The 24804-nt window shown below is 36.3% G+C and carries 21 protein-coding genes; 11 read left to right on the top strand and 10 right to left on the bottom strand.

Going from position 1 to position 24804, the window contains the following annotated elements; all coding sequences use genetic code 11:
• Positions 1 to 46 precede the first annotated feature (46 nt).
• Positions 47 to 1069 (top strand): LacI family DNA-binding transcriptional regulator, encoded by a 1023-nt coding sequence (locus LLS04_RS00975; RefSeq protein ID WP_003775100.1) that lies wholly within the window; start codon positions 47 to 49, stop codon positions 1067 to 1069.
• A 72-nt stretch (positions 1070 to 1141) separates the two neighbouring features.
• The gene (locus LLS04_RS00970) at positions 1142 to 1678 is read left to right on the top strand and encodes an ECF transporter S component (RefSeq protein ID WP_323611427.1); all 537 of its coding nucleotides are present in this window, start codon (positions 1142 to 1144) and stop codon (positions 1676 to 1678) included.
• Between the two features lie 18 nt (positions 1679 to 1696).
• Here the strand turns inward: LLS04_RS00970 and LLS04_RS00965 are convergent, their stop codons facing one another.
• Positions 1697 to 2458, bottom strand: coding sequence for a putative ABC transporter permease (locus LLS04_RS00965; RefSeq protein ID WP_323611426.1), 762 nt, complete (start codon positions 2456 to 2458; stop codon positions 1697 to 1699).
• Between the two features lie 179 nt (positions 2459 to 2637).
• Between LLS04_RS00965 and LLS04_RS00960 the strand changes: the two genes are divergently transcribed.
• Positions 2638 to 3444: an alpha/beta hydrolase gene (locus LLS04_RS00960; protein ID WP_323611425.1), complete on the top strand. Its 807-nt coding sequence runs from the start codon at positions 2638 to 2640 to the stop codon at positions 3442 to 3444.
• A gap of 3 nt (positions 3445 to 3447) precedes the next feature.
• Positions 3448 to 5166, top strand: coding sequence for a DUF885 domain-containing protein (locus LLS04_RS00955; RefSeq protein ID WP_323611423.1), 1719 nt, complete (start codon positions 3448 to 3450; stop codon positions 5164 to 5166).
• Positions 5167 to 5217: 51 nt separating this feature from the next.
• Here the strand turns inward: LLS04_RS00955 and LLS04_RS00950 are convergent, their stop codons facing one another.
• Positions 5218 to 5625, bottom strand: a complete 408-nt coding sequence (locus tag LLS04_RS00950) for a DUF2871 domain-containing protein (protein ID WP_323611422.1) — start codon at positions 5623 to 5625, stop codon at positions 5218 to 5220.
• Between the two features lie 12 nt (positions 5626 to 5637).
• The gene (locus tag LLS04_RS00945) at positions 5638 to 6201 is read right to left on the bottom strand and encodes a TetR/AcrR family transcriptional regulator (RefSeq protein ID WP_323611421.1); all 564 of its coding nucleotides are present in this window, start codon (positions 6199 to 6201) and stop codon (positions 5638 to 5640) included.
• 266 nt (positions 6202 to 6467) lie between these two features.
• On the opposite strand from LLS04_RS00945, the gene LLS04_RS00940 reads away from it, so the two are divergent.
• Together LLS04_RS00940 and LLS04_RS00935 are read left to right on the top strand one after the other, a co-directional pair.
• Positions 6468 to 9551, top strand: a complete 3084-nt coding sequence (locus LLS04_RS00940) for a polysaccharide lyase 8 family protein (protein WP_323611420.1) — start codon at positions 6468 to 6470, stop codon at positions 9549 to 9551.
• Positions 9552 to 9600: 49 nt separating this feature from the next.
• Positions 9601 to 10788 (top strand): AraC family transcriptional regulator, encoded by a 1188-nt coding sequence (locus tag LLS04_RS00935; protein WP_323611419.1) that lies wholly within the window; start codon positions 9601 to 9603, stop codon positions 10786 to 10788.
• A gap of 26 nt (positions 10789 to 10814) precedes the next feature.
• Here the strand turns inward: LLS04_RS00935 and agaF are convergent, their stop codons facing one another.
• The gene (gene agaF, locus LLS04_RS00930; RefSeq protein ID WP_003775118.1) at positions 10815 to 11249 is read right to left on the bottom strand and encodes a PTS galactosamine/N-acetylgalactosamine transporter subunit IIA; all 435 of its coding nucleotides are present in this window, start codon (positions 11247 to 11249) and stop codon (positions 10815 to 10817) included.
• A gap of 202 nt (positions 11250 to 11451) precedes the next feature.
• Between agaF and LLS04_RS00925 the strand changes: the two genes are divergently transcribed.
• Complete coding sequence (locus tag LLS04_RS00925; protein WP_323611418.1) at positions 11452 to 11781, top strand: zinc ribbon domain-containing protein YjdM; 330 nt, start codon at positions 11452 to 11454, stop codon at positions 11779 to 11781.
• Between the two features lie 43 nt (positions 11782 to 11824).
• On the opposite strand, the gene LLS04_RS00920 is transcribed toward LLS04_RS00925, so the two are convergent.
• Positions 11825 to 12547, bottom strand: a complete 723-nt coding sequence (locus tag LLS04_RS00920) for a glucosamine-6-phosphate deaminase (protein WP_323611417.1) — start codon at positions 12545 to 12547, stop codon at positions 11825 to 11827.
• 155 nt (positions 12548 to 12702) lie between these two features.
• Here LLS04_RS00920 and nagA point away from each other — a divergent pair, with 155 nt between their 5' ends.
• From nagA to LLS04_RS00905, 3 genes are all read left to right on the top strand, one after another.
• Positions 12703 to 13857 (top strand): N-acetylglucosamine-6-phosphate deacetylase, encoded by a 1155-nt coding sequence (gene nagA, locus LLS04_RS00915; RefSeq protein ID WP_323611416.1) that lies wholly within the window; start codon positions 12703 to 12705, stop codon positions 13855 to 13857.
• Positions 13858 to 13917: 60 nt separating this feature from the next.
• Positions 13918 to 14754, top strand: a complete 837-nt coding sequence (locus LLS04_RS00910; protein WP_323611415.1) for a M15 family metallopeptidase — start codon at positions 13918 to 13920, stop codon at positions 14752 to 14754.
• A gap of 92 nt (positions 14755 to 14846) precedes the next feature.
• Positions 14847 to 15242, top strand: coding sequence for a hypothetical protein (locus LLS04_RS00905; RefSeq protein ID WP_323611414.1), 396 nt, complete (start codon positions 14847 to 14849; stop codon positions 15240 to 15242).
• Between the two features lie 49 nt (positions 15243 to 15291).
• Here the strand turns inward: LLS04_RS00905 and pepF are convergent, their stop codons facing one another.
• The 3 genes from pepF to LLS04_RS00890 form a co-directional block, all read right to left on the bottom strand.
• On the bottom strand, positions 15292 to 17094 hold the full coding sequence (pepF, locus tag LLS04_RS00900; RefSeq protein WP_323611413.1) for an oligoendopeptidase F: 1803 nt from the start codon (positions 17092 to 17094) through the stop codon (positions 15292 to 15294).
• 69 nt (positions 17095 to 17163) lie between these two features.
• Positions 17164 to 17781 carry an ankyrin repeat domain-containing protein gene (locus LLS04_RS00895; protein WP_003775131.1) on the bottom strand — a complete coding sequence of 206 codons (618 nt, stop codon included), beginning with the start codon at positions 17779 to 17781 and terminating at the stop codon, positions 17164 to 17166.
• 58 nt (positions 17782 to 17839) lie between these two features.
• Entirely contained in the window at positions 17840 to 20158 is a 2319-nt protein-coding gene (locus LLS04_RS00890; RefSeq protein WP_323611412.1) for an HAD-IC family P-type ATPase, read from the bottom strand.
• A gap of 180 nt (positions 20159 to 20338) precedes the next feature.
• On the opposite strand from LLS04_RS00890, the gene LLS04_RS00885 reads away from it, so the two are divergent.
• On the top strand, positions 20339 to 21352 hold the full coding sequence (locus LLS04_RS00885) for an NAD(P)/FAD-dependent oxidoreductase (protein WP_323611410.1): 1014 nt from the start codon (positions 20339 to 20341) through the stop codon (positions 21350 to 21352).
• 100 nt (positions 21353 to 21452) lie between these two features.
• Here the strand turns inward: LLS04_RS00885 and LLS04_RS00880 are convergent, their stop codons facing one another.
• Complete coding sequence (locus tag LLS04_RS00880) at positions 21453 to 22820, bottom strand: 5-methylcytosine restriction system specificity protein McrC (RefSeq protein ID WP_323611409.1); 1368 nt, start codon at positions 22818 to 22820, stop codon at positions 21453 to 21455.
• Positions 22804 to 24609 (bottom strand): McrB family protein, encoded by a 1806-nt coding sequence (locus tag LLS04_RS00875; protein WP_323611408.1) that lies wholly within the window; start codon positions 24607 to 24609, stop codon positions 22804 to 22806. Before LLS04_RS00875 ends, LLS04_RS00880 begins: the two co-directional genes overlap by 17 nt.
• Positions 24610 to 24804 lie beyond the last annotated feature (195 nt).

The raw sequence follows: 24804 nt of genomic DNA, 5'->3' as shown, positions 1-24804 counted from the left end.
AAGTACGTTATGATGTAAAAAAATAAGTTGATGAAAGGAATTAAACATGACTCAGGAAAAGAAGTTAACGATTAAAGAAATCGCTTCGTTGGCGGGTACATCTAAAACCACCATCTCATTCTTCTTGAACGGAAAATTTGATAAAATGAGTGCGGAAACACGCGAACGCATTGAAAAAGTAATTGAGGAAACTAATTACAGTCCCAGTGTTGTCGCGCGCTCATTAAATGCAAAAAGCATGAAGCTTATCGGTGTAATCATCGGTGATATTACGAATGCATTTGCGAATCAGATTGTTAAAGGAATTGATGAAGCAGCGAAAGAGGGGAAATATCAACTTATCGTAGGGAATACAAACTACGATATTGAAAATGAAGAAAATTATGTCAACCGTATGCTTGCTATGGGTGTTGATGGGTTTATTGTCCAACCAACGACAAGTTTTCATAAGTTGATTAAGAAAATTCGTTCTCAAAATAAAGAAATTGTTTTTATTGATTCACAAACAAATGTTCAAAACAACCCTTGGGTTAAAACGAATAATTATGAAGCCGTTTTAGAAACAACCGAGGAAATGATGAAACTTGGCTATGAGGAGTTTATTCTTCTAACCGCAGATCCAAGCATCCTCTCAACACGTCAAGAACGCTCACAAGGCTTTATTGATGCGCTAGCACTTAATGGGAAACAATGTAATATGCAAATCGTATCGGATAATGTAACACCTGCTGAAATTACAGAAATTATCAGCAATAACATTATGTTAAACCGTAAAACATTGATCTTTGCAGCCAATTGCTGGCTTCTACCAATTGTTTATATGGGTTTAAAAGAATTACGAAATCTAATTCCTACAACCATCGGTTTACTAGGCTTTGATAATACAGAGTGGACCAATGTCGCATCGCCATCTGTTACCACAATTGTTCAACCAGCATATGATGAAGGCTATCAAGCCGGACGTATTCTTATTGATCGTATTGAAGGGGACTATATGGAAGCACCCAACCAAATTCTTAAATGTAATATTAACTGGCAAGAATCAACATGCCAAGGAGATCTTCTGTAGATCTCTTTTTTTTTTCTTAATTTGTATTAAATTGAATAAGTGGAAATAAAGGCATTTGAAACAGGTGGTATAATGAAAAAAGAAGAGGAGGATGTTATGGATAAATCAAACACTTTAAAATGGATGGTTCTCACTGCGATGATGAGTGCCTTGATAACCGTTGTTACGATGATGATTAAAATTCCATCGGCAACAGGAGGTTATTTAAATCTTGGTGATTTTGTGATTATGATCTCAGTGGCTGTTTTACCCTTTCCTTACGCTTTGTTTGCTGCAGGGATTGGAAGTGCGGGAGCCGATCCAATGGCGGGGTATGCCGTGTATGCTCCATTTACCTTGTGTATTAAAGCGGGTGAAGTGGTCATCTTATATTTATTCAGAAATCATTTGGCGTCATCACGTCGTTGGATTCCGTTTGGTTTGGCGGGGATTTGGATGATGGTGATGTACGGATTTGTATCGGTATGGCTTGCGCAAAGTTGGTCAGCGATGCTGATTGCTCTTAAAGGCGATGTTTTTCAAGGACTTCTTGCAGCCGTATTAGCGACACTGTATTATCCAAGAATGGTAAAGCTGGTTTCAAGTTTAAATCCAAAAAAAACACCTTGACGTATCAAGGTGTTTTTTCTAATCTTTTTTAATTCTATTTCGTTTGGAACGTGCAGCTGATTTCACATCCTCAAAGAACTCGCTAAACTGCTCTGCTTTCATTGTCGGGAATGAGCGAATAAGACGACGTTCTGTAAACTTGTATTCCGCTTTAAGTTCCGCAATGCGTTCTTTAATTTCTTCAATGCGTAAGGTACTCTTTTCATTCAATGTATGAATCAGTTCTGCCATTTCAGTATGTAATACTTCCAAGGACTTAAGACGTTTCTTAAGATTCAATACCGATGCAACAGACACAACGAAATCAACGGCTATAATTACACCTAATACACTTGATGCTAAGAGTATCGTTGTGGGACTAAAGCGTGCAATAATTTTAGTAACAATAGGGTGGATCCATTCAACCAGTACAACACAGAGAACACCAAACATTGTACTGTTTAAAAGACAAACACGGCCTTTAATATTATATTTATAGTCGGAATAATCCCACCAACGCATCCCAAATGCTTTTTCCATAATATAACTTGTAATGTACTCTAAAACACTTGTTAAGAGAAACCCTAAAACAAATACTAGAATTGGACTATCTAAAAATGGTTTCAAGATACTTAAAACAAACAATGCACCAAATCCATAGATTGGCACAATTGGTCCATTCAAAAAGCCCCGTTCCACAAACTTTCCTTCTGGTATCGAGCAGTATAGCGTCTCCATAATCCATCCGATTACACCATAAATTACCCAATATATAAAGAATATTGGAATCATCTCATTCATACAATTACCTCATATTTCTAAACGATATTGAAAGTATACCATATTTTCAATAAGGGTTCGTTGAATCGCGACTTTTATCCACGAATATTTCGAAAATCGCTTAATTTGTTCTCTTTTTCCTATACTTTTGTCCTAAATTCCAATATGATAAAAGAAAGAAGTGGGATTTGAGGTGACTTATGCAATTATTTATTAAAGCCTTTGACGACACGGAATTAAAAGTTTCTTTGAGTGAGGTAAGAAATCCTAAAGGGATTGTGATTATCAGTCATGGCTTTTTAGAACAAATTGTTTATTATAACTCGGTAGCTTACGGACTTAACCAACGTGGTTATACGGTAATTCGTTATGATATGCGAAGTCATGGTGGAACAAGAGCACCTTTGGGTGATTTAAACGATTATCGTGATCTGATTTTAGATTTGGATACGCTTGTTTCTTATTCAAAAACATTTGATTCGGACTGTCCAATCTATACGATGGGATTTAGTTTAGGTGGGATGGTAACAGCGTTATATGGGCTGGATTATGGACATCGTATTGATGGGCAAATTTTACTCGCACCCGGTCTTTGTGTTCAAGATGAATGGGCTTCACTTGACCAATCCTCAATCTCAGTTTTAGCGTTATTTACTTCATTAATTGAAGATGATTTGTGGCAATTAAGCATGATTGAACAGGCTTTGTCTAAAGCTCCGTTTAAGCGTGTTACGCAGTCTTTTGTCTTAGAGACCCTAATCCATGCACCAACAGTTTTTAAGTCCAGGATGAGCACGTATGCGTGTCCTTGTCTTATTTTTCATGGAGATAGCGACTCAATTGTTCCCTTAGAATCGTCAATGTTGTTTTACGAAAGCATGAGTAGCAGTGCAAAAGCATTGAAAGTCCTTGAAGGTGTAGGTCATAATATATTTCAAAGTCAAAAAAAGGAAATGGTGATGGATGCAACGAATGCGTGGCTCGAAAATTTGAATAGGGTGGGATAGTCTATGAAAAAAACACTAACAATACTAGTCATACTGATCAATTTGTTTGGTTGCCAATTTGTATCATCACCCAGTGATGATGGCACAAACAAAGATTTTGAGAGTGCATTAGATACAGCTTTAGTGTCAATGATTGGATCAACCGATCCATCAAGTAATTATCTCTTAGAACATCCGGAAGAATATGATGTGGATGTCGAACACTATGCGTTTCGCCTTGGTGGTGAAGAAGATTTTGAAATGTCGAAAGATTCGATCAAAGATATCGAAAAGAATATTCGTAAGTTTAAAGATCGAACGCTATCCGACCAACAAATCATTGATAAGCGTGTTCTTCTCTATGAATTGGAACGCATGGCTTCCGGCTATCAACCTTTCCAATTTCAAGTGGATCCAGAGTTAGATTCGATTCCCCAATATCTTGAAGGGTTTACCTTTAGAACTGAAAGTGATCTACGTGGCTATTTCTCATTAATTGATTCAATACCAACGTATTTTGATGAATCGATTGCTTTCTATAACAAAACAGAAATGATGACTCAGTTTGAACATGAAAAGTTAACGGATTTTGTAGCAGTTATGAAAGAAGAATCCCTCTCAGATGATTTTTTCTTAATTAAAGGTTTCGATACCAAAATAGCATCCTTAACGTTCCTTAAAGAATCTGAAAAAACTGCCTATAGACAACAGAATCGTGAAGCCATCCGTGATGTCTTCCATAATGCTTTTGTTAAGTTGGAAAACGAACTCAAAACAGTGAAAACGCGACCAAATCGGGGACTTGCTCATCTTGAAAACGGAAAAACATACTATGAGACTTTAGTTCCATCCTTAAGTGGACGAAACCAAACCATTCCAGAATTTCAAATGTGGATTAGTAACCGTCGTATTGAAGTCTATCAACGTCTTAAAGCCGTTGAAACCAGCAACAAGCTCAAAGAATTCCAAGACTTTGAAGCAAACCAAAAATCACCTGACTATGAAGATGCTTATGCCCTGATTGATGATCTTTATAAGAAAAGTCAAAGTTATTTCCCTGAAATTCCTGAGATACCCTATAAAGTTTATAATATCGATGCGTCCTTAGCTGCTATATCAAACCCTGCATTCTATTATGTACCACCCATTGACAGCGATCCAGATCATACACAACGTATCTACATCAATAATGCCTTTGACCCTGCAAACTTTACAACCTTTGCCCATGAGGCCATCCCGGGTCATATGTATCAAACACAATATATGCGTGGCATAAAAGGGATGCATCCAATTCGTCTATACATTCGAAATAATGCAATGACCGAAGGTTGGGCACAGTATGTTGAACAACTTTCCATTCGTTATCTTGGGGGACCGGAAGGGTACGAAGACTATATCCGCGATCTCTATGAAACGATGTACTTAATTCTCTTGGAAGTAGATATCGGCATTCATTATAATGATTGGAGTCGAGAGGAAATGGGGGCGTTTTTTGATTCTGTATATGTCAACAACACCGAGGAAGAACGGGATGAAATCTACCGTCAAATCATTTTAGAACCTGGAAATATCTGGAGTTACTATTATGGGGCGATGTCCATTCAAAGTTTGAAAGAACGTGCACAAAAACAACTTGGGGATGCATTTGACGAGAAAACTTTCCATAAAATGATCCTTGATTTAGGCAGTGCCAGTTTTGATACAATGGAAGTGCTGTTTGATGAATATTTAAAAACGCAATAAAAAACACCAATACAATGGGAACTTATTAAGTTCCGTCGTATTGGTGTTTTTTTAAGCTTCATTGCGTAATATGGTAAATAAATACATAATTCCAACTGTTAAGATAATGTGACTTAGACCTGCTAGACCTGAGATGGCAGCAGACATTCCTGAAGATAATGAAATATTTAATACCTCAGTAAGACCACGAACCACAAGCATTACAGTTGTGGCAATCACCCCTAAATTATAAGTAATATAGAAACGATTCCACTTAGGGTTTTTATCAAGATCGAATTTTATAAAGAATAAGGCCACGATCAGCGATATAATCATACCCAAGACGAATAAATGTGGGTGAATCAGACTCAATCGTGTAAAGCCGGTAAAACCTTGAAATTTCGTAAACTCGCGATAAAACACACCACCAACAAGTCCTGCAATCAGATAAGCAAAGGACGTATTAATCATCTTTTTCATATAAACCTCTTTCTACTCATATAAGAGTCGTTTTAGAACTTCCGCAAGAAAATCAATGTTTGGACTTCCTTTACGTAATGAGATAAAAACATGGAGAAAGACAAAATCCAACAACCCATCTTGGGTAAAGGAATCAGTAAATGCAGTAGATTTAATCGTTGAATCTTCTTGAAGAACATAGAGAAGACCGGTTCGAATATGATCAACATATTGCATTCCGACATGATGTCCCTTCATTTTTGCTTCTTGATTCATGATTTCCACATGACTCATAAACAAGGAATTGAACTCGTCGATATGATGACGCAAACGATCATATATCTGTTCTATAAAGTCTACAAATCGAATATTTGTATCAACTTTACAGATATCATCATAAAAAACTTGTTTCCAAAAATCTTCGATGACATCAAGAAGCAGATCGTTTTTGGATGGAAAATAATTATAAACAGAACCAATCGAAACATCTGCTTTCTGCGCTAAATTACGCATGTTTAACTTATCCAAGCCATCTTTAAATACAATATCTTTCGCAACCTCAAGGAGCGATTCCTTACTTATTACTGCCTTTTTCATTCAATCACCTCATTACTGAACAATGTTCATTATACGCCTGTTGATAAATCGTGTCAACGAAATTGAATTCGAGAACTATGGGCGTTTTTCTAATCCTATCTTAACATAAAGTTCTTAACGATTAACATGTTCGTCAAAAAAACATTAATTTTCACAAAACCGGTTCACCTAAATTTTAAAAAGGTGTTGACACAATGTAACCGTTAACATATAATTCGTTTGTAAACCGGTTTAAGACTAATCTTTAAATTTGAATGGAGACGAAAATGAAGAAACATATGAGAAAAGTGTTCACCTTTGTAATGACGCTTGCAGTGTCATTATCGATGGTAGGGGTCCGTAGCGTTACAGCGGATCATAACGATATTGACAAAATAAACAGCAACTATCGTGAATATTTATTAGGGAATGAAACAATTAATAACGATGCAGTCAATCAAAAGAAAATTACTGCAATTTATACCAACGGGAAAAAAGCAATGGAATCCATCGTTGGAAATGATGATGAATACATTACAGGTTTAGTATTACGTGGTGGTGGTAAAACCGATCACGACTTGTCCACAAACCTACAAAAATCATATCAACAACTTAATGCGATTGCTCTGGCTTACTCGATGCCAGGTAATGAAAACCCCCTTTACCAATCCCCTGAAGCGTTAAATGCAGTTTTAGACGGTATTAAGTGGTTGGGTGATAACTACTTTAATAAAATGGATACAGGTTACTATGGAAACTGGTACAGCTGGGAAATTGGTGTCCCTCAAAGCTTATCAAACATCATGTTCCTACTTGGTGATGAGATCGAAGCTGCACTTCCAGGATTTATCAAAGAATCCGTAATCGCGATGGATTCCTATATCCGTGGTGATGCGAAACCGGGTGATCCAACAATTGGTGATGTAAACCTTGATGCACGTCAACATACTGGAGCAAACCTTACAGATATTACCTTTAACCGCATTCTTCAAGGTGCTGTGCTTAAGGATGAAGCACGCATCAGTAAAGCCGTAGAAAATTCAATGACCGTATTCAGTACGATTGACCCAAGTAATCTCCAACATGGAGTTACGGATGGTTTTTATGAAGATGGATCCTTTGTACAACACTCAACGGTTGCCTATACCGGTTCATATGGAAAAGTATTACTCGGTCGTATTGCGCAACTTGTAACCGTATTAGATGGTACAAAATGGCAAAATGATACCTTATTGGATACAGTTCAAGAATGGATTTACCGTGGTTTTGCGCCCGTTATGTATGAAGGATACATGATGGAAATTGTAAAGGGCCGTGCTGTATCACGTACCGGTTCAGGTTATGGTGATGCGTCAAGTGTTATTGAAGCATTTGTACAACTATCCCAAAGCCTTCCTCAAGCAGAACAACTTAAACTTCAAAGCTATATCAAATATCTAATTGAAAACATTCGTTCCACGATCAATCCTGCAACCTTTGTTTCAATTCAAAATATTGCGGCATATGAAGCAATTGTTAAGAATTCAGACATCAAAGCACTTAATCCCTTAGAGACAAATGATCACTACGCATTTAACTTAATGGATAAAGCAATCCATACACGTGAAGGCTTTGCATTTGCGCTTTCAAGAAGTTCAAATCGTATTTCTAAATATGAATACATGAGTGGTGAAAACCTTCGTTCATGGTTCCAAGGTGATGGCGCATACTACCTTTACCAAAGTGGAAACGATCAAACAAGCATGCATGGTATTAACTTCTATGCAACCGTTGATCACCATAAACTTCCGGGTATCACAACAGTCAATGAAGTACGCCAAACAATTCCAGAACTTTACGGTAAAGATTTCTATGATCGTGCTGAAGGATTTGAAGCAGGATCCATTACACAAAATAAATACGTGTACTTCCCATTGGGTACTAACGACTACTCGGGTGATGTGAAGATGGGAATCTACGGTGCATCCGCAATGCAATTGGGTGATGATGAAGCTTATGCAGATGCGCAAGCAGGACTTCTTCCTGGAGATTTCAAAGTTTATAAAAACGCAGAAGCGAATAAATCATGGTTTATGTTTGACGATGAAATTGTCGCTTTAGGATCAAACATTCATGATGAAAAACAACGTGACTTAACAACAACCGTTGAAAACCGTATGTTTGAAACTATAGATGCTATTAACCTTAAAGGTGAAAACCAAGATGGTGTGAAAGCACTTGAAAATGGCGTTCAAAAAGGACTTAAATGGCTTGCAATGGGTACAGATGGTGTTAATAAAGACACAGGTTATGTATTCTTTGGAAACCAAGATGTGAATGTAAATACATCAAGCAATACACAAAAATACTCATATGTTCGTAATAAAACAGTGGGTGGTGCTGATAAAGAAGTGACACGACAATTCGCAACGGTAACGTATGAACATGATGGTAAAGAAACAAACCAATATGCTTATGCAATCTTACCAAATGCAAGTGCTGATGAAACAGAAGCTTATGCGAAAGCAAATCCTATTGAGATTGTTGCGCAAGAAGATGGCGTTCATGCTGTACGTCAAAAAGACCTTGGTATGACCGGTTATGCATTCTTTGATGAAGCAGATCACACTGTGGAAGATTTAAGTACCAATAGTAAAATGATTGTGATGCGTAAGGGTTTAAACTTTGCAGTTCAAGATCCAACGCACAAACAAGCAACCGTTTCATTTACTTTAGATGGAACATTTGATGTGGTATCAGGCAATGGTGACGCTGTAATTGAAAACGGAAAAACACACATTACTGTGAATACCGAAAATAAAAACGGTGTATCTCAAAACCTACAACTTGAAGCTGTAACGGTTACAACACCTGAAAAACCAGAAGTAAAACCAGAAGTAAAACCAGAAGTAAAACCAGAAACACCAAAAACAATAACACTTGTGGATGATGCATCCAATGTGGTGATTACCTATACGGAAGGTGATCTCCCTGAAAATACAAGTTTAAGTGTTTCAATCAACAATAACCTCTCAGTTGACGGATTAAAAAATACAGTTGGCTATGACATCACACTCTTGAGTGATGGTCATGCGGTACAACCTAAAAATCCAGTCAATGTCTCAATTGAACCGAAAAAATCCTTAGATCGTGGTAGCCTCCAGGTTTACCATGAAACAAAAGATGGATTCGAATCACTCGCATGGGTAGAAGATGGAACACGTATTACCTTTGATACTGCTTCATTCTCACTCTTTGCCTTGGGTGAAAAAGATGTTAAGGTATTGCCATCAACGGGTGTTACACCACAAAATGTCCTACCATTTGTGGGTGTACTTGTTGTTGTCGGAGGATGCTTTGTCCTTTACGGAAAACGTAAAAATAAAAAATAATATATAGAAAAAGCACATGTGTGCTTTTTCGTCTTATAGGAGGTAAGCAATGTATCAAAAAACCACAGGACCGCAGTTTTTAAAATACGGTCATGCGACGGATAAAGTCAGTTCATATCCCATCATTTCAAAAATTTTAGCCAATAAAAAACCCAATGCGCTCACTGCTGTTTCCGAAGCAACCTACATCCGGGTCGTGGAAGGGATCGCCGTGGTCTTGGTAGAAGATGCAGATGGGAATCGCGAACGGTTTGTTATTCATCGAACAGCAGTAATTCATCCTCATATTCGTTATGCACTGATGCCGATTACCCAAAGCGCTATGGTTGAAATATCCTATCAAACCGAAGGTCAGCCGATGATGATTGAAACCAATTTGGAATCCGAAATAGAATATGTATCCATTAAACCACAATTTAGTGTCAGTGAAATTTATTCCTATTATTATAATGTGAAGGGAAAAAATTATCACTTTGAAGGGGAAGCGCACAACTATTGGGAACTTACTTACGTGGATGCAGGGGTGTTAACCACAGAAATTGAAGGGACCTCATTTACCTTGGAAAATCAAGAAATGATTCTGTACTTCCCCGGTCAATTTCATACTCAGTCGGTGCTTGGTGAAAATGCATGTTCCTACTTAACCATTATGTTTGATATGAACATGCTTCCACAATCCATTGAACACATTCAAAATCGCGTCATGAGTTGTGGGAATGAACTGTATACCTTGATGAATCATTTTATCCGACAATCAACGATTTTAGAGCAGGAACAAAGTCCTTTTGCGAAAGATTTGATGGTATCTTATCTCCAGGAAATTATGATTCTTCTGTTTCAATATGATGAACCAACGAGCAGTCATAATACATCCAATCCAATTCAAGTCAATTTCGAAAATGAAATGATGGATGAGATCTATACTTATATTCAAGCTAATATTCATCGCCCATTATCGGTTGAAGATATATGCAATCAATTTGCGATATCCCGTTCTGCTTTACAATTACTGTTTAATAAATACTTTGATATGCCACCGAAGCAATATATAAACGAACAGAAATTAGAACGCTCCAAGCATCTTATTCTTGAAGGAAAGTATCCTATTACAGATGTAGCTTTAAAACTTGGTTTTAGCTCAATTCATTATTTTTCAAGAAAGTTTAAACAACACTTTGGTTTTGCGCCAAGTGAGTACGCACAAAAAATTTATACACAAGAAAAAGGTCCTCGCTAATGCGGGGACCTTTTTGAAATATTAAATTAAATTCCGTCTGAGAAATCGTCAGAAGCTTCTTCAGCTTCAGGCATTTCAAAGAGTTCAACTTGTGAAGCACCTGTTTCAGCAAGTGATTTCGCAAAGTCATAAATTGCAGGTTCACTTAAACGCATTAAACTTGCTTCGAGAAGCATTGGTAGGTTTGTTCCTGCAAGAACGTGTACATCAGTATGGTTCATTGCGATCATAACGGATTCTTTAAAGGGTGTTCCACCTTTTAAATCTGTAAAGACAAGAACACCTTCGCCTGTATTTACTTCAGCAATCGCTTCTTTAAGATCGCTTGATAATTTTTCAGGACCTGATTCTTCTAAAAATAAAACACTTTTATATTGAGGTTGTGCACCTGCAATAAGTTCAACGGATGAAGACAAACCTTCAGCAAATCTTCCGTGACCTGTAACGATAATTCCGATCATAGTATTAATCTCCTTTTAAAATATACTATTCTTGAAAAAGAATTTTATGTGAGGCCAATCCCATAAAATGGAGCAACTTCTCAAGTTAACAATACAAATAGCATTATAAATTATTAACGGTCTAACTTCAAGTCTAATTTGCAACTCTTAAGGTTCCACGGTATACTCATGAATAGATAAGAAGATATAAAGGAGCGATACAATGACATTACCAAATTGTCCTCAGTGTACTTCAGAGTACACGTATGAAGATCGAGATTTATTCGTATGTCCAGAATGTGGACATGAATGGAATGCCTTGAGCACTCAAGAAGCAATGTTTGTGGTTAAGGATGCACATGGAACGGTGCTTACAGATGGTGATGATATCGTCATCACCAAAGACCTCAAAGTAAAAGGGGCACCCAGTGCTTTAAAACAAGGCACAAAGGTTAAAAATATTAAACTTGTGGAAGGAGATCATAATATTGATTGTCGCATCGAAGGTTTTGGTGCCATGAGTTTAAAATCAGAATTTGTAAAGAAAGCTTAGTCTTTCTTTTTTTTATCTCATAAAAAAAAGACCGTTTCCGGTCTTATTGATGTTTAGAAAGGTCTAATAAAGCAGCTGCAGCTTTATCAATAATTACGATGACATCATCGTGATTTTGAAGTGCACTTGCAGGACAGTCTTCTGTAGGTGTACCTTCCATCATATTGTATACAGCATCTTTTTTCGCATCACCGTATGCAAATAATACGATTTTGCGAGCTGACATGATGGACTTAATACCCATTGAATAAGCATAACGTGGTACATCGTCACGAGTTTCAAAGAAACGTGCGTTTGCTTCAATTGTGGATTCTGTAAGTGAAACTTTTTGTGTTGATCCTTCAAATGATGCACCCGGTTCATTAAAACCGATATGACCATTGATTCCAAGTCCTAAAATTTGAACATCAATTGGATTTGAAGCAATGATATCATCATAGCGTTTGCATTCTTTTTCAGCATCTTCTTCCAAGCCATTTGGTAAATAGTTTACTTTGAATGGTTTTTTACTGAAGAAATGCTTGTTCATGAAATAGTGGTAACTTTGGTCATGATCTGCGCCAATACCAATATATTCATCCAAGTTAATTGAGATAACATTTGAGAAATCTAAATCACTTGCGGTAATTTTATCGTAGAATGAAATCGGTGTGCTTCCTGTAGCCAAACCGAATACATTTAATTTTCCTTCGTTTAAATCTTTACTAATGAGTTCGAAACCTAACTCTGCTCCTGCATCGCTGTTTTCTACAACATATAATTTCATATTGAATAACCTCTCTTCTTTCTCCCATATATTATAAGGGTTCGAATCAATAAAGCAAACCAAAACAACAACAAAACTATTGTTTATTATAATTGTGTTACGGATTTAGAGTGCTATAATTATAAGGTAAACAAAGGTTACAAGGAGGAATTACGATGTTAATTATAAACGGACGTATTTATTTAGAAGACCGCGTAATCGAAAACGGTTATGTGCTTACAGAAAATGAAACCATTAAGGCGCTTGGTTTAATGGAAAATGTTCCCGCTTATTCAGGTGAAGTTGTGGATGCGAAGGGAATGAATGTTTTACCAGGATTCATTGATCAACACATTCACGGTGCTAATGGTGCTGATAATATGGATGGTACTGAAGAAGCAGTCGCAACCATTGCGCGTTTCTTACCGAAAGAAGGTACCACATCTTATTGTGCAACAACCATGACACAATCCGTTGAAGCTGTGGATAAAGCTTTAGGTGAGATTGTGAAGTATGCGAAAAATAATAATAAACCTGGGGAAGCAGAAATCGTAGGAATTCATTTAGAAGGACCCTTTATTTCCGCTAAACATATTGGAGCACAAAATCCAAAATATGTTTTAAAACCAACACTTGAAGCATTTGATCATTTCTGGGATGTCTCAGAAGGAATGATTAAGGTCATTACTTATGCACCAGAAGAAGCAGAAATTGGATTTACCGATCACTTACGTTCGTTAAATGTTGTGCCTTCTGCAGGTCATACGGATGCATCTTGCCAACAAATCGAAGATGAAATTGAGAATGGACTCTCAAACTTAACACACTTCCATAATGCGATGAAACCACATCATCACCGTGAACCGGGGGCCGTTACAGCTGGTTTTATGAATCCAACACTTAAAGCAGAAATGATCTGTGATGGTATTCATTTAAATCCGGATGTTGTGAAAGCGACATACCAAATTAAAGGTGCTGAGAACTTTATTGCGATTACAGACTCAATGCGTGCGAAAGGACTTCCTGATGGTAATTATGACCTTGGTGGTCAAGAAGTTATTAAAAAAGGGAAAGAATGCCGTATTGCGACAGGATCGCTTGCAGGTTCAGTAGCAGAAATGGATTTTGTAGTCCGTAACATTAAACACTTTACGGGTGCTCCAATGCATGATCTTGTGAAGATGTCATCAGAAAATGCTGCGAAACACTTAGAAATTTTTGGACGCAAAGGAAGCATTGCGATCAATAAAGATGCAGATATCGTTATTTGTGATGATGATATTAATGTACAAACAACAATCTGCCGTGGTGTTATCGGATATCAAAAATAATCCCCAAAAGGATTCTTCGGAATCCTTTTTTTTGTGGTGTGAATGCGATAGAATAGGAATATGAAGAAAAAATATCAAATAATCGTAGGAATCACACTTCTACTCATCACAGGATGCAAACCAGCAAGTCCTGAAATAACACAACCTATTATTCAAAATAACCTAACAGTTGAAGGTGTAGATCTCATTGATGATTATATGCGTGTTCTGAAGTTTTATGAACAACGTGATGTCCTTTCCACCCATCGTCTTGCTTATCTTGAACTAAAGGATGATTTAGGGAGCATACAAACCATGGAAGCTTTAAATCAATTTGAAGAACGCATCAATGCTTTCGCTAAAGAACTGGATGATATCTATCAAATGGAAGATGGTACACGTGTCTATCAAAAGGGAATTCTGGTGGTTGACCGTGGTCATTGTTTACCACCAAGTTATGAACCGGGTCCGCGTTATGAGGCTGAAAATCAATTTTTATACATGCAAGCCGCAGCACTTAAAGACGGTATTGTATTAAGCAAAATAAGTAGCTATCATTCGCATGAATTCCAAAACCAGTTATATGAAGGCAATAAAGATCGATATGGAATCGAACTTGCCCATCGTTATGGAGGGCAAGATGGTTGTTCTGAACATCGTAGTGGATATGGATTTGATATCGGTGATGATGATATTGAAACTTGGAATGAACTGGAGTTTGTTGAGACAAAAGCGTATCAATGGCTTCAAGATAACGCATATCAATTTGGTTTTATCCAACGATATCCTGAAGGAAAAGAAGAAGAGACCGGATATGCATTTCAACCCTGGCATTATCGTTATGTTGGGGCACTTTCGGAAAAAATCATAAACGCAGATAAAAGTCTCGATGCATACCTAAATCAATTCCCTTTTTAAAATTGTACCCATGAATTCCTTTGATTCTTCAAAGTTGATGTGAATTTAAGGAAACAAACATGATATATTTTATTAAAGGAGGTTTATTCTTTATGGAACCTTGTAATGAAAAATTAGCAAATCTAATTCCTGAAGGTGATCATGTATTTGGGGCAGTATTAAAACAAATCCAGAGTTTACGTACGGAAGCTCAAACCCATGAGAACAAGCACTGGAATGATGAATTTGAAGCATATTGTGATAACATTACTGAATTTATTAAAAAGCAAAAAGCATTATCAGGAACGACCATTCATGAGTGTCTGGATATTATTAAAGAGATTCGTAAAAGTGGTCAAACAGCTCAACGTGTCGAAACCGGTCAAATTTCGGAAAAAGCGTTACTCGCTGATTATGACATGGATCTCGCCTATCGCAATGATGAAGGCTATGACAAGCTTTGTAATGCATTATTGGTGATCATCGAGGATTACCAACAAACAACATAACAAAAAAATGCCGGGACATCGACTTGATGTTTCGGCATTTTTATTTGGTTTATTTCATTTGTTCAGTAAGGTCGATAATTTCATCAATCATCGAGCCAATGTGTTCAATGGTGTGACGTAATGGTGCATCTGTTGAAAGATCAACATCAACCATTTGCGCAAGTTCAAGCGGTGTTTTGGTTCCTCCGGCTTTCAATACGTCTTTCCAACGTTCAATGTCCAGAGTTCCGTTTAAGACTTTTTGACTTACTTCCGTTGCGATGGTTAATCCAGCACTGTAAGTGTAAGGGTATAGTCCCATATAGTAATGTGGTTGACGCATCCATGTGAGTTCAACATTTGGGTTAATTGTGACCAAATCACCCCAAAATGCTTCAAGTACTGATCGTTTCATAGCGTTAAGGCCTGATGTTGATAAAGGCTTTCCAGCATCTACAGCACGGTATACTTCACGTTGATAAGCCGCTTCAAGAAGATGGGTTACAAAGTTATGATAATAGGTACGGCTAATCATTGTAGATAGAACCCAACGTTTGAAGCGTGGATCTTCAGATTGTGTTGTTAGGTGATTTGCCATGATAAGTTCATTCATGGTAGAAGGTGCTTCGATGAAGTAAAGGGAAGGACGTGTATCAAAGATATTTTGATTTTCGCCTGCAAGGTAGAAGTGTCCTGCATGACCCAACTCATGCGCTAAGACAAAGACTTCACGCATACGTTCAGTCCAACTAATAAGGACATAAGGGTGTGCACCATAAGGACTTGAGCAGAATGCACCCGTTGATTTTCCAATGTTTTGTGGGAAATCGATCCAGCGTTCATCAAAAGCACGGTTAACCATCGCAAGATAGTCATCACCAAGAATGCTTAATCCTTCAAGTAATTTTTCGCGGGATGCCTCAATTGAAATATCCGGTTCAAAACCTGGATCTAAGGGCATAAGTAAGTCGAAAAATGACATGGAATCCAAGCCATGAACGGATTGGAGTAATTGAGCGTATTTACGCATGTGTGGTGCAAGATGTTCTGTGATTAAGTCAATTTGACGATCATACATATCGCGTGAGACTTCTTGATCGAAAAGTAGATAATCAATCACAGAATCAAAACCTTTAAGGGTTGCAAGTGCTTTTTCTTTGAGTACTTGTGTTTGATAAACTTCTGCGAAGGTATGTTGGTATTCCGCAAGTTTTCCATAAAACTCTTCAAAAGCTTTATGACGTACATCATGATCGATTTCATATTCCCATTCACCTTCAAAAAGTACGAAACTGTTGGGATATGTCTTTCCGTTGACTTCAAAATCATCAAAACTCATATCTTGAAGTTTACCGCGATTATAAATACTGTAAGGGGCATCCAATGCGGCATTTAATGCGGTAACCGCAGCTTCAACCTCAGGTGATAAAGCATGTGGTTTTTCACGAAGAATTTGTTTTAAAAATCCTTTACTAAATTCATCAAGCTGTGCTGCATCTTCTAATGTTTTATAATCATTACCAGATATTTCAGATGTAAAGAATGTCAGTTTATTAGAAATTTCAGTTGTGCGAATTGCATAAAGACCATAACGTTGAATGGTTTCTTCGTTAGATTGATCTGCAGATGCACTAAGGCTGTTATAAGTGCCAAGGTGAACCATTTTCTCATACATTGGTGCGTAGACACCTAAAGCCTCAACAATCTTCTCAGGCGTGTTTAATTGCCCTTTGTAAGTTGAGACAAATAAGTCCACATTTTTTTCCAGTTCATCAAATGTTTGATTGTAGTCCTCTTCCGTTTTGAAAAGACCACTTAAATCCCATGTATGTTCAGGATTAACGTCACTACGGTGTACTAATTTCTTTGCCATAAAAAACCTCCTAATTTTGACTATTATATCAAAATTAAGCGGAGATAATAAAAAAGATGAGTGAAATCCTCATCCTTTTGGTATATAATTCATCACTTTATGATTTCGGTACAGTTCAAAAATAGACTTACGCGTGTTTGTAGCTTCACGAATATCAGAACCCTTATCAATGAGTAATCCAAACACACGACGAATATCTTCTTCAAATTCATAATCAACAATTCCCAAATCAATATTAATGACATCTAAAACAGCTCGCATAAGAGGCGTATTTCCAAATGAATCTTGACCATGGACATCCGCACCCTCATCAAGCAAGAGTTTAAGACAAGCAAGATGCTTGTCGAAAAGAACCCCATCATTTTTGGGGCCGTCTCGTTGAGGTCGGGGATAACGTGAATGATTCAAGGCTTCACTAATGGCAACGTGTAAAATAGGTTGCTGCCAATGTTCGAGTTCACCTTGAACCATAAAGTTAACATTATCCTTTGTTTCAATAATTAACTGAGCAATTTCAAGACGACTGTTTTGAATTGCTTCTTGTAGTGGGGATTGCAAACGATCACCTGAAGGGTGAGATACGACGTGTGGGTCGTTGATAAGGATTGTCTGAACTGAATCAATGTCATTATGATGAATTGCTTCGATCAATTCATTCAAAATATCAATCCTTTCTGTCTTTATCATAGCACACTTCTAGGTTTAAACCAAAAAACACCCTCCATTTTGGAAGGTGTATGTGTTTCTAGATGTTCTTAGTATTTGTATATTCAATATACATAAGCGCTAATTTGTGGATGATGATTACAATTGGGATCGCAACAACCAGAAGGATTGCGGTGAACTGTGCATGTTCTGGACTAAGTGGTTGTAGTTCCAATAGAGGCCAGAAGATCTTGGTTGCAAGTCCAAATCCAATAACATTGATGATAAGGACGGTTGTTCGATACAGATTGAGGGGTTTGTAGATACGGTAAATCATACCGATTGATACATAACCGTTAATAAAGTACATCATCGTTTGAACAACCTCTGTTGTTAATCCAAAGTGGGTTCCCCAAATATTTAGAAAGAGCCACAACAGAATAATGGTCATGGCATTTGGGAATGCATGACGTAAAACATGGTTAAGGATTCTTTCTTTAGGTCGTTCATAACTTGGTTGGAACAACAACATAAACGAAGGGAATCCATCAATAAACATATTTGTTAATGTAATTTGGAAGGGAATAAACGGGAAGGGAACATTCATAACTACTGCAGTAATGGCAATAAATATGGTTAGAATTGTTCGTAGATAATACATGGATGCGGAACGGGTGATGTTATTGATCACCATACGTCCTTCTTTCACAACATCTACAAGTGTCGAGAGTTGCCCGTCCATAACGACAATTTGTGAGATGTGTAAGGCAGCATCACTGCCTTCACCCATAGCAATAGAACAATCAGAGTTTTTCAAAGCAAGAACATCATTGATACCATCACCGGTCATGGCAACTTTTTCACCATGTTCTTGAAGGATACGTACAAAATCAAGTTTTTGATTTGGCGTTGCCCGACCAATAACATTACAATTAAGAATTGCTTCTGTTAAGTCCTCTTCAGTTTTTAGAGATTGTGCATCTACAACATTTTGATAGTTTTCAATACCCGCTTTGCGAGCAATCGCTGCGACTGTTTCTACGTTATCACCTGAGATAACTTTTGCAGTAACATCATTTTCTCGGAAAAACTGGATGGCATCGTATGCGTCATCACGAATTGGATCTTCTAAGGCAATGTAAGCGAGCGGTAAAATTCCTTTGAGAAAACTATCTTTATGAACGGGTGATAGGGACTCACAGATTAATAGAATTCGTGCGCCATCACGTCGTAAAGATTCAACTTTTTCAGGAATTCGTGTTCCTGGGAGTAAAATATCAGGGGCACCAACAAGCACTGCGTGATTGTTAGAAAAATTCATTCCTGCCCACTTTCTCGCGGAGGAGAACGGTATTTGTTCGACAGCGCTAAGTTGTGTTGGAATAACTTCAAAATAGTCTTTAATTGCAGCCGATGTAGCATTGTTATCACTTGAATTTTCGATATAAGAACTCATATATTCATAGAGAATCTCATCAAGTGTTTCCACGTGAATTACTTTCATTACACCATGTGTTAATGTCCCTGTCTTATCCAAGCACAGTACACTGGATTGCGACAAGGTTTCAATTGCGTATAAATCTTGTACAAGTGTTTTCTTAGAACCAAGTTTTAAGACGGCACCAATAAGGACTAAGGTAGTGAGTAGTACCAGACCTTGTGGAAGCATACCAAGTAGCGCAGTTGCAGTATTAACAATTACTGAATCAAAAGCTTGACCTCGTAGTACAAGACCTTGGTAAAGTAAAATGGCACCGATTGGAATAATAAAGAAACTTGTAATTTTAGTAACCGTTTTAAATGTTTTAAGCAGTTCGGAAGAAATAACGCGGTTAGTTTTCACAGCAGAAGTTACTTTAATTGCATAGTTGTCTTTCCCAACATGAATAATCTCTGCATAACACGCACCACTAACAATAAAACTTCCGGATAAAATTTCCGCATCAACCGTTTTATCGACAGGATCAACTTCACCAGTAAGAAGTGATTCATTAACTTCAACAGATCCGTCCACAATCCGTGCATCGGCACTGATTTGATTTCCTGCTTCATAATAAACTAAATCACCAAGAACAATTTCTTCGTTATCCAGTTCAAGTCGTTCACCATCACGAATCACTGTCGTTTTTGGAGAGATAATAATATTGAGTTTGCTGATTAAATTTCGAGAACGTATTTCCTGGAAAATAAACATGAATGTATTTGAAATGATGACACCCATAAAGAATAAACTTGTCCATGCTTTTACATAAACAAGTGCGGATGCGATAATAATGTTATATAAGTTAAAAAGCGTAAATACATTACTGAAAATGATTTGCGCATTTGATTTAATTTCGGGTTTAGGTAGACGATTGACCTTGCCTTCCTGAGTTAATTGTTTTACTTGTTGTGTCGTTAGACCTTTTTTATTTTGCATAGCGATACTCCGTAATCTATTTATAACTATAAATTTAATCGAAAGAAAAATCAACACTATACTAGTGTTATAGTACAAAGTATACATGATTATTTTGAACTTATGACGAAAGTTACAATTTTGTTACATATCCGGTATATTTTGATACACTAGTATAAGAGAAGTAAAAGGGGATCAAAAATGAAAAAAATCGCAATTATTGGCGGCGGTATTGTTGGTTCTACAGCTGCCTATTATTTAAGTAAACACGGAAACCAAGTTACCCTATATGATGATTCAACGGGACAAGCAACCAAAGCAGCAGTAGGAATCATCTGTCCTTGGGTTAGTCAGCGTCGCAATCAAGAATGGTATCAACTCGCACGTGAAGGAGCAGCATTCTATCAAACGTTGAACCAAGACCTCAAAGACACATCCTATTATCGTCAAAGTGGTGCTCTAATCACTCATGATAAATTATTGGATAAGTTATACCATATTGCACTACAACGTCGCATCGATGCACCCGAAATGGGGGATGTGGAAATTTTAGAAGGACAAGCACTCAAGGAAAAACTACCACCCTTTATTCAATGTGAACGAGCTCTCTATGTTTCAGGTGGTGCACAGGTAGATGGCTTAAAACTAATCAAGACATTACAAAAAGAAGCTGAAAATCTTACCGTAATCAATAAACGTGTGTACTGGTCACGTCAAGAAAATCAGCTTATGGTTAATGGGCAAGCCTTTGATGCAGTCATCCTTGCTTGTGGAGCATGGTTGCAAGAACAATTTCCAAACAAAGAACTTAATGTAAAACCACAAAAAGGACAACTCATAGAATTTAATAACATCCTTGAACCCAATCATAATTATCCTGTATTTATGCCACAGGGAGAAATTGATTTTCTTTATGGAAACCAGGGGCAATTAGTCATTGGTGCAACCCATGAAAATGAAAAAGGATTTAATTTGGATATTGATCCAAATTCAAGTGAATACCTCAAAAATGAGGCTAAGAAACACTTCCCAGATATAGATAAACTTGAAATTGATCACGTACGTGTAGGAACACGCGCAGTGAGCTCGGACTTCAGTCCTTTCTACGGGGAAGTAGAAGGTGAACCGGGTGTATATCAAGCAAGTGGGCTGGGGTCCTCGGGATTGACTACGGGGGTTACAATAGGTTCAAGTCTAGCTAGTTATTTAGTTTGAAATCTTATTTTAAGTATCTCTAGATGATATTTCTTAGACTGGTTATACTGTTGTTATTCTAATCTAATCAGGATTTTTAAAGGTTGCCAAATATTCGAAATTAATAACATGCTTTAAAAGAAAAGTTATCCAATTTATCAAGGAAATTTTGTTCCTCAATTTTCATAAGCTCTGAAAATTCTGTATAGTTTGAATAGTATTTTTGTGGGATATTAAATTTTAAATTTTGAATACGAATTTGTGGTGATCTTTCTGTTGAATCTAAACCTACACCATCTAAAAGTATTAGTTCTTCTGTTGTCTTAGTTATATTCATCTCTTTTTGCGGATGAATGAAAAATCCTGTATTTCTGTTGAATCTAAACATATAAGATAACAATTGGTGATAATCTGAGGATTTTATATTCTTTTCAGGTTTGTACTTAGCATCTGCTACGATATTATCATATTGTTTAGTTCCAATAAAATCAGGGTATATAGGTTTTTTATAAATATCGTTTTGATTTCTAAAAAGGTATTGCTTAAGAGAACCGGTTCTATTCTGAGGATGTATAAATTTGTCATCAAGTAGAAGTGCAACGTACTCTTCCCATAGCCAAGATATATCAAAAAGTATTCCATATTTTAAATTTTTACTGTTAAAAGGTGTATGTTTTTTGTTAGATAAAATAAGCAGACAAATTTTTTGAAGAAAGCGATATTCATGAAAATAAGCATGAGAAATGACTTTATTCATATTCCTGTGGATAACCTTTTGCTTATTCGATTTAGAATAAGTGGATGTATAATATATAATTTCATCGATATTTTTTTTAGTTTGAGGATTATCCTGCATACGTTTAGTGATTGAAACATCTTCATTTTTAAGATGTTCAATAGTATGTCGAATTAGTTGTGTTACATCATTATCGAAGGAAATCTCGCGTGTAGAATATGAAAAATTTTCTTGGAATGGAATATTTTGTTTCAGATGGCGATTAACGTCTATCGAACCTCTAATATTTTTATCATTATAGCTTACTCGAACATATTCCTTGTAAATCCCTTTTCTCATCGCATCGTCTAGATAAATTAGAAAAATATATTCCAAAAGGGAATACACAGCTGAATCGTAGCTTATGCCAGAGTGTAATCCAATCACCTTATAACCTAGAACTTTTTCTAATAGATAATATGTAAAAAAATCATCATTTTCAGAACTAAATCTTGATTTTAAGGAAATCAGTTCATCTTCAATTCCAAGGATACCTAAAACATTTCCTGAGAAAATTTTACCGTCAACTGATTCAAATATTTTTGATGATGTATCTAAAGAGCTTGTACTGTTAAAGTTAGAATCAATTAATAGGATTGAATTATCGAAGACTAATTTTTTTAAAGTTCTATTCATCAAGTTTTTATGGATTTTAGGATGATTTGAAATGAAATCAGATTCAGAGCCGAGAAAAGAATTATCTTTGTATATCATAATTCAAAGCCTCTGAATCAATTTCAAAGTAACTCTTTCTAATCATTTCAATCTGTTCGTCCTCATTGTATGTACCTCGTAAGTACTCTCTAAAGAGTGGTTCAAGGTAGTCGTTCCAAAGGTCGGAAAATGATCCATTCAGTTCATTCAGTTTTAAGAAATAACTGGCTCCAATATGATAGTTGCTATTCAAATCAGGGAATGCGTCGCTGGTTATAAGAGTATTAATCAATTCCATTTTTCTTGTCGCGTCTTCAATTATCGTCTCTGATAAAAGAGGGTTACCATCATCTGACACAGCATTTTCTAGTATTGATGTACTTTCAGCTGCAGATATTTTGATAAATCTAAACCTTCTTCGCATTGCGAAATCAAATGTATCGACTGATCTATCAATATCATTCATCGTACCAATAATGAAAACATTTTCTGGGACATAGAATAGAGGCGCGCTTTCTTTATGAAGATTAGAATATTGAGTTTTTACCGAACCTTTTATTCCGCGATAACCAGGATCGATACTGAAAAATAATTCACCAAAAATTTTGGATATTTCACCTCTGTTTATTTCGTCAATAATAAAAACGAATTTTTGTGTTGATAATTTCTCTGTGTTTAGCTGATCAAAGTATTTTTTCAAATAATTCATTGGGGTAATAAGAAATTGTCCAAAATCATACTTTTTATCGAGTTTCTTCAATTCATCGATATTATCGTATATTTCCTCAAGAGAATTATATCTAGGAAAAACCTCCATTTTTTTACCTGTATATGATTTTAAACCTAGCAGTTGTTCAAATATATAAAAATAATTATCGTGTTCATTTTTTCCTAATTCGAGTAAGTATTTTTTTAGTCCATCTAAGGTTGGTACTTGGTGAAGTGACTGACGTGCTTTCTCACAAAATTGTTTAAATATTCCGTCTTCCAGTTGGAACGTCATATCGTTATCTTTATAATATGGTCTTAATCCCTCTACAAAATCTATATAATCATAACTTGGATGGAATTGAACGAATTCTATACATGTTTTTTCGAAATCATTAAGTTCAAATGTATTTCTTGTTCTGCCGCTACTAACGATATAAGATGCAACTTCTTTTGCTAAGTATGTTTTGCCGGTACCAGGAGAACCTGTAAAAATAATATTTTTCGAAGATTCTAATTTATTAACTTTGTCGATAAAAAAATCATCTGAAGAAGTATAACTGGAATTATCACTAACTACACTTTGTGAATCCTCATTTTGTGTAACTGATATTATGAATGCATCACCCTTTGAACCAAATTGTTTTATGAAATTTTGAGCAAGCCATAGGGAATCAAATAATCCAGCATTATAAAAGTAAAATTTAGCATTAGCTGTAGAGGGATAGGCGTTTCCTACGTACATATCTGCTACATAGTCTTTTGATGGCTTTTTTCCGCTATTATTACTGTTGCCCCATTCATGAGATAATTCCTCTTTGTTATTCCATAATCCTATTTTGTTTCCGGTTGCATCTGTTACTAAATTTCTACGGTCCGTTTCAGTTAGTGAATCTAATTCTTTTTCAAAGACCTGTATGGCGAGTCTAGCAAGAACTAATCCGCTACGTTTTCGTTCGATAGGTTGGAAATCTCTCTCAATCGTTGTATTATCTTCTTTAACAAATTTTGCAGATTCAAGTTTCAGATATGTTGAAGATTGAGGTCCGGATTTTGCTATATAATCCCAGCTAAATTCAAAATTTGGTATGTCTGTAGTAATTGAGTCGCCAGTCACTCTTATATTTTTAAATGTTTTCATTGAATGCCTCCATTTTTATATTGTTATTTTTATTATAACTGTAAAAAATATAAATTCTATTTAATTAACATGAGTTAATATCTCCTTGACCAATTTATTACCTTATTTTCCCTGCTTAAAAGTTTTTTAATATGTGGTAGTTTATCGAATTTCTATATATAAAACGAAGTTAAGTGTTTGTACTTTAAGTTAAAA

The sequence above is a fragment of the Erysipelothrix enhydrae genome (genome assembly GCF_035066605.1).
Classification (GTDB): Bacteria; Bacillota_I; Bacilli_A; order Erysipelotrichales; family Erysipelotrichaceae; genus Erysipelothrix; species Erysipelothrix amsterdamensis.
Note: the sequence above shows the minus strand (reverse complement) of the source record. Positions and strands in the feature narration are given on the sequence as shown.

Coding starts and splice junctions, on each gene's coding strand:
- LLS04_RS00975 (WP_003775100.1), top strand. CDS start 47: ATGACTCAGGAAAAGAAGTTAACGATTAAAGAAATCGCTTCGTTGGCG.
- LLS04_RS00970 (WP_323611427.1), top strand. CDS start 1,142: ATGAAAAAAGAAGAGGAGGATGTTATGGATAAATCAAACACTTTAAAA.
- LLS04_RS00965 (WP_323611426.1), bottom strand. CDS start 2,458: ATGAATGAGATGATTCCAATATTCTTTATATATTGGGTAATTTATGGT.
- LLS04_RS00960 (WP_323611425.1), top strand. CDS start 2,638: ATGCAATTATTTATTAAAGCCTTTGACGACACGGAATTAAAAGTTTCT.
- LLS04_RS00955 (WP_323611423.1), top strand. CDS start 3,448: ATGAAAAAAACACTAACAATACTAGTCATACTGATCAATTTGTTTGGT.
- LLS04_RS00950 (WP_323611422.1), bottom strand. CDS start 5,625: ATGAAAAAGATGATTAATACGTCCTTTGCTTATCTGATTGCAGGACTT.
- LLS04_RS00945 (WP_323611421.1), bottom strand. CDS start 6,201: ATGAAAAAGGCAGTAATAAGTAAGGAATCGCTCCTTGAGGTTGCGAAA.
- LLS04_RS00940 (WP_323611420.1), top strand. CDS start 6,468: ATGAAGAAACATATGAGAAAAGTGTTCACCTTTGTAATGACGCTTGCA.
- LLS04_RS00935 (WP_323611419.1), top strand. CDS start 9,601: ATGTATCAAAAAACCACAGGACCGCAGTTTTTAAAATACGGTCATGCG.
- agaF (WP_003775118.1), bottom strand. CDS start 11,249: ATGATCGGAATTATCGTTACAGGTCACGGAAGATTTGCTGAAGGTTTG.
- LLS04_RS00925 (WP_323611418.1), top strand. CDS start 11,452: ATGACATTACCAAATTGTCCTCAGTGTACTTCAGAGTACACGTATGAA.
- LLS04_RS00920 (WP_323611417.1), bottom strand. CDS start 12,547: ATGAAATTATATGTTGTAGAAAACAGCGATGCAGGAGCAGAGTTAGGT.
- nagA (WP_323611416.1), top strand. CDS start 12,703: ATGTTAATTATAAACGGACGTATTTATTTAGAAGACCGCGTAATCGAA.
- LLS04_RS00910 (WP_323611415.1), top strand. CDS start 13,918: ATGAAGAAAAAATATCAAATAATCGTAGGAATCACACTTCTACTCATC.
- LLS04_RS00905 (WP_323611414.1), top strand. CDS start 14,847: ATGGAACCTTGTAATGAAAAATTAGCAAATCTAATTCCTGAAGGTGAT.
- pepF (WP_323611413.1), bottom strand. CDS start 17,094: ATGGCAAAGAAATTAGTACACCGTAGTGACGTTAATCCTGAACATACA.
- LLS04_RS00895 (WP_003775131.1), bottom strand. CDS start 17,781: ATGATAAAGACAGAAAGGATTGATATTTTGAATGAATTGATCGAAGCA.
- LLS04_RS00890 (WP_323611412.1), bottom strand. CDS start 20,158: ATGCAAAATAAAAAAGGTCTAACGACACAACAAGTAAAACAATTAACT.
- LLS04_RS00885 (WP_323611410.1), top strand. CDS start 20,339: ATGAAAAAAATCGCAATTATTGGCGGCGGTATTGTTGGTTCTACAGCT.
- LLS04_RS00880 (WP_323611409.1), bottom strand. CDS start 22,820: ATGATATACAAAGATAATTCTTTTCTCGGCTCTGAATCTGATTTCATT.
- LLS04_RS00875 (WP_323611408.1), bottom strand. CDS start 24,609: ATGAAAACATTTAAAAATATAAGAGTGACTGGCGACTCAATTACTACA.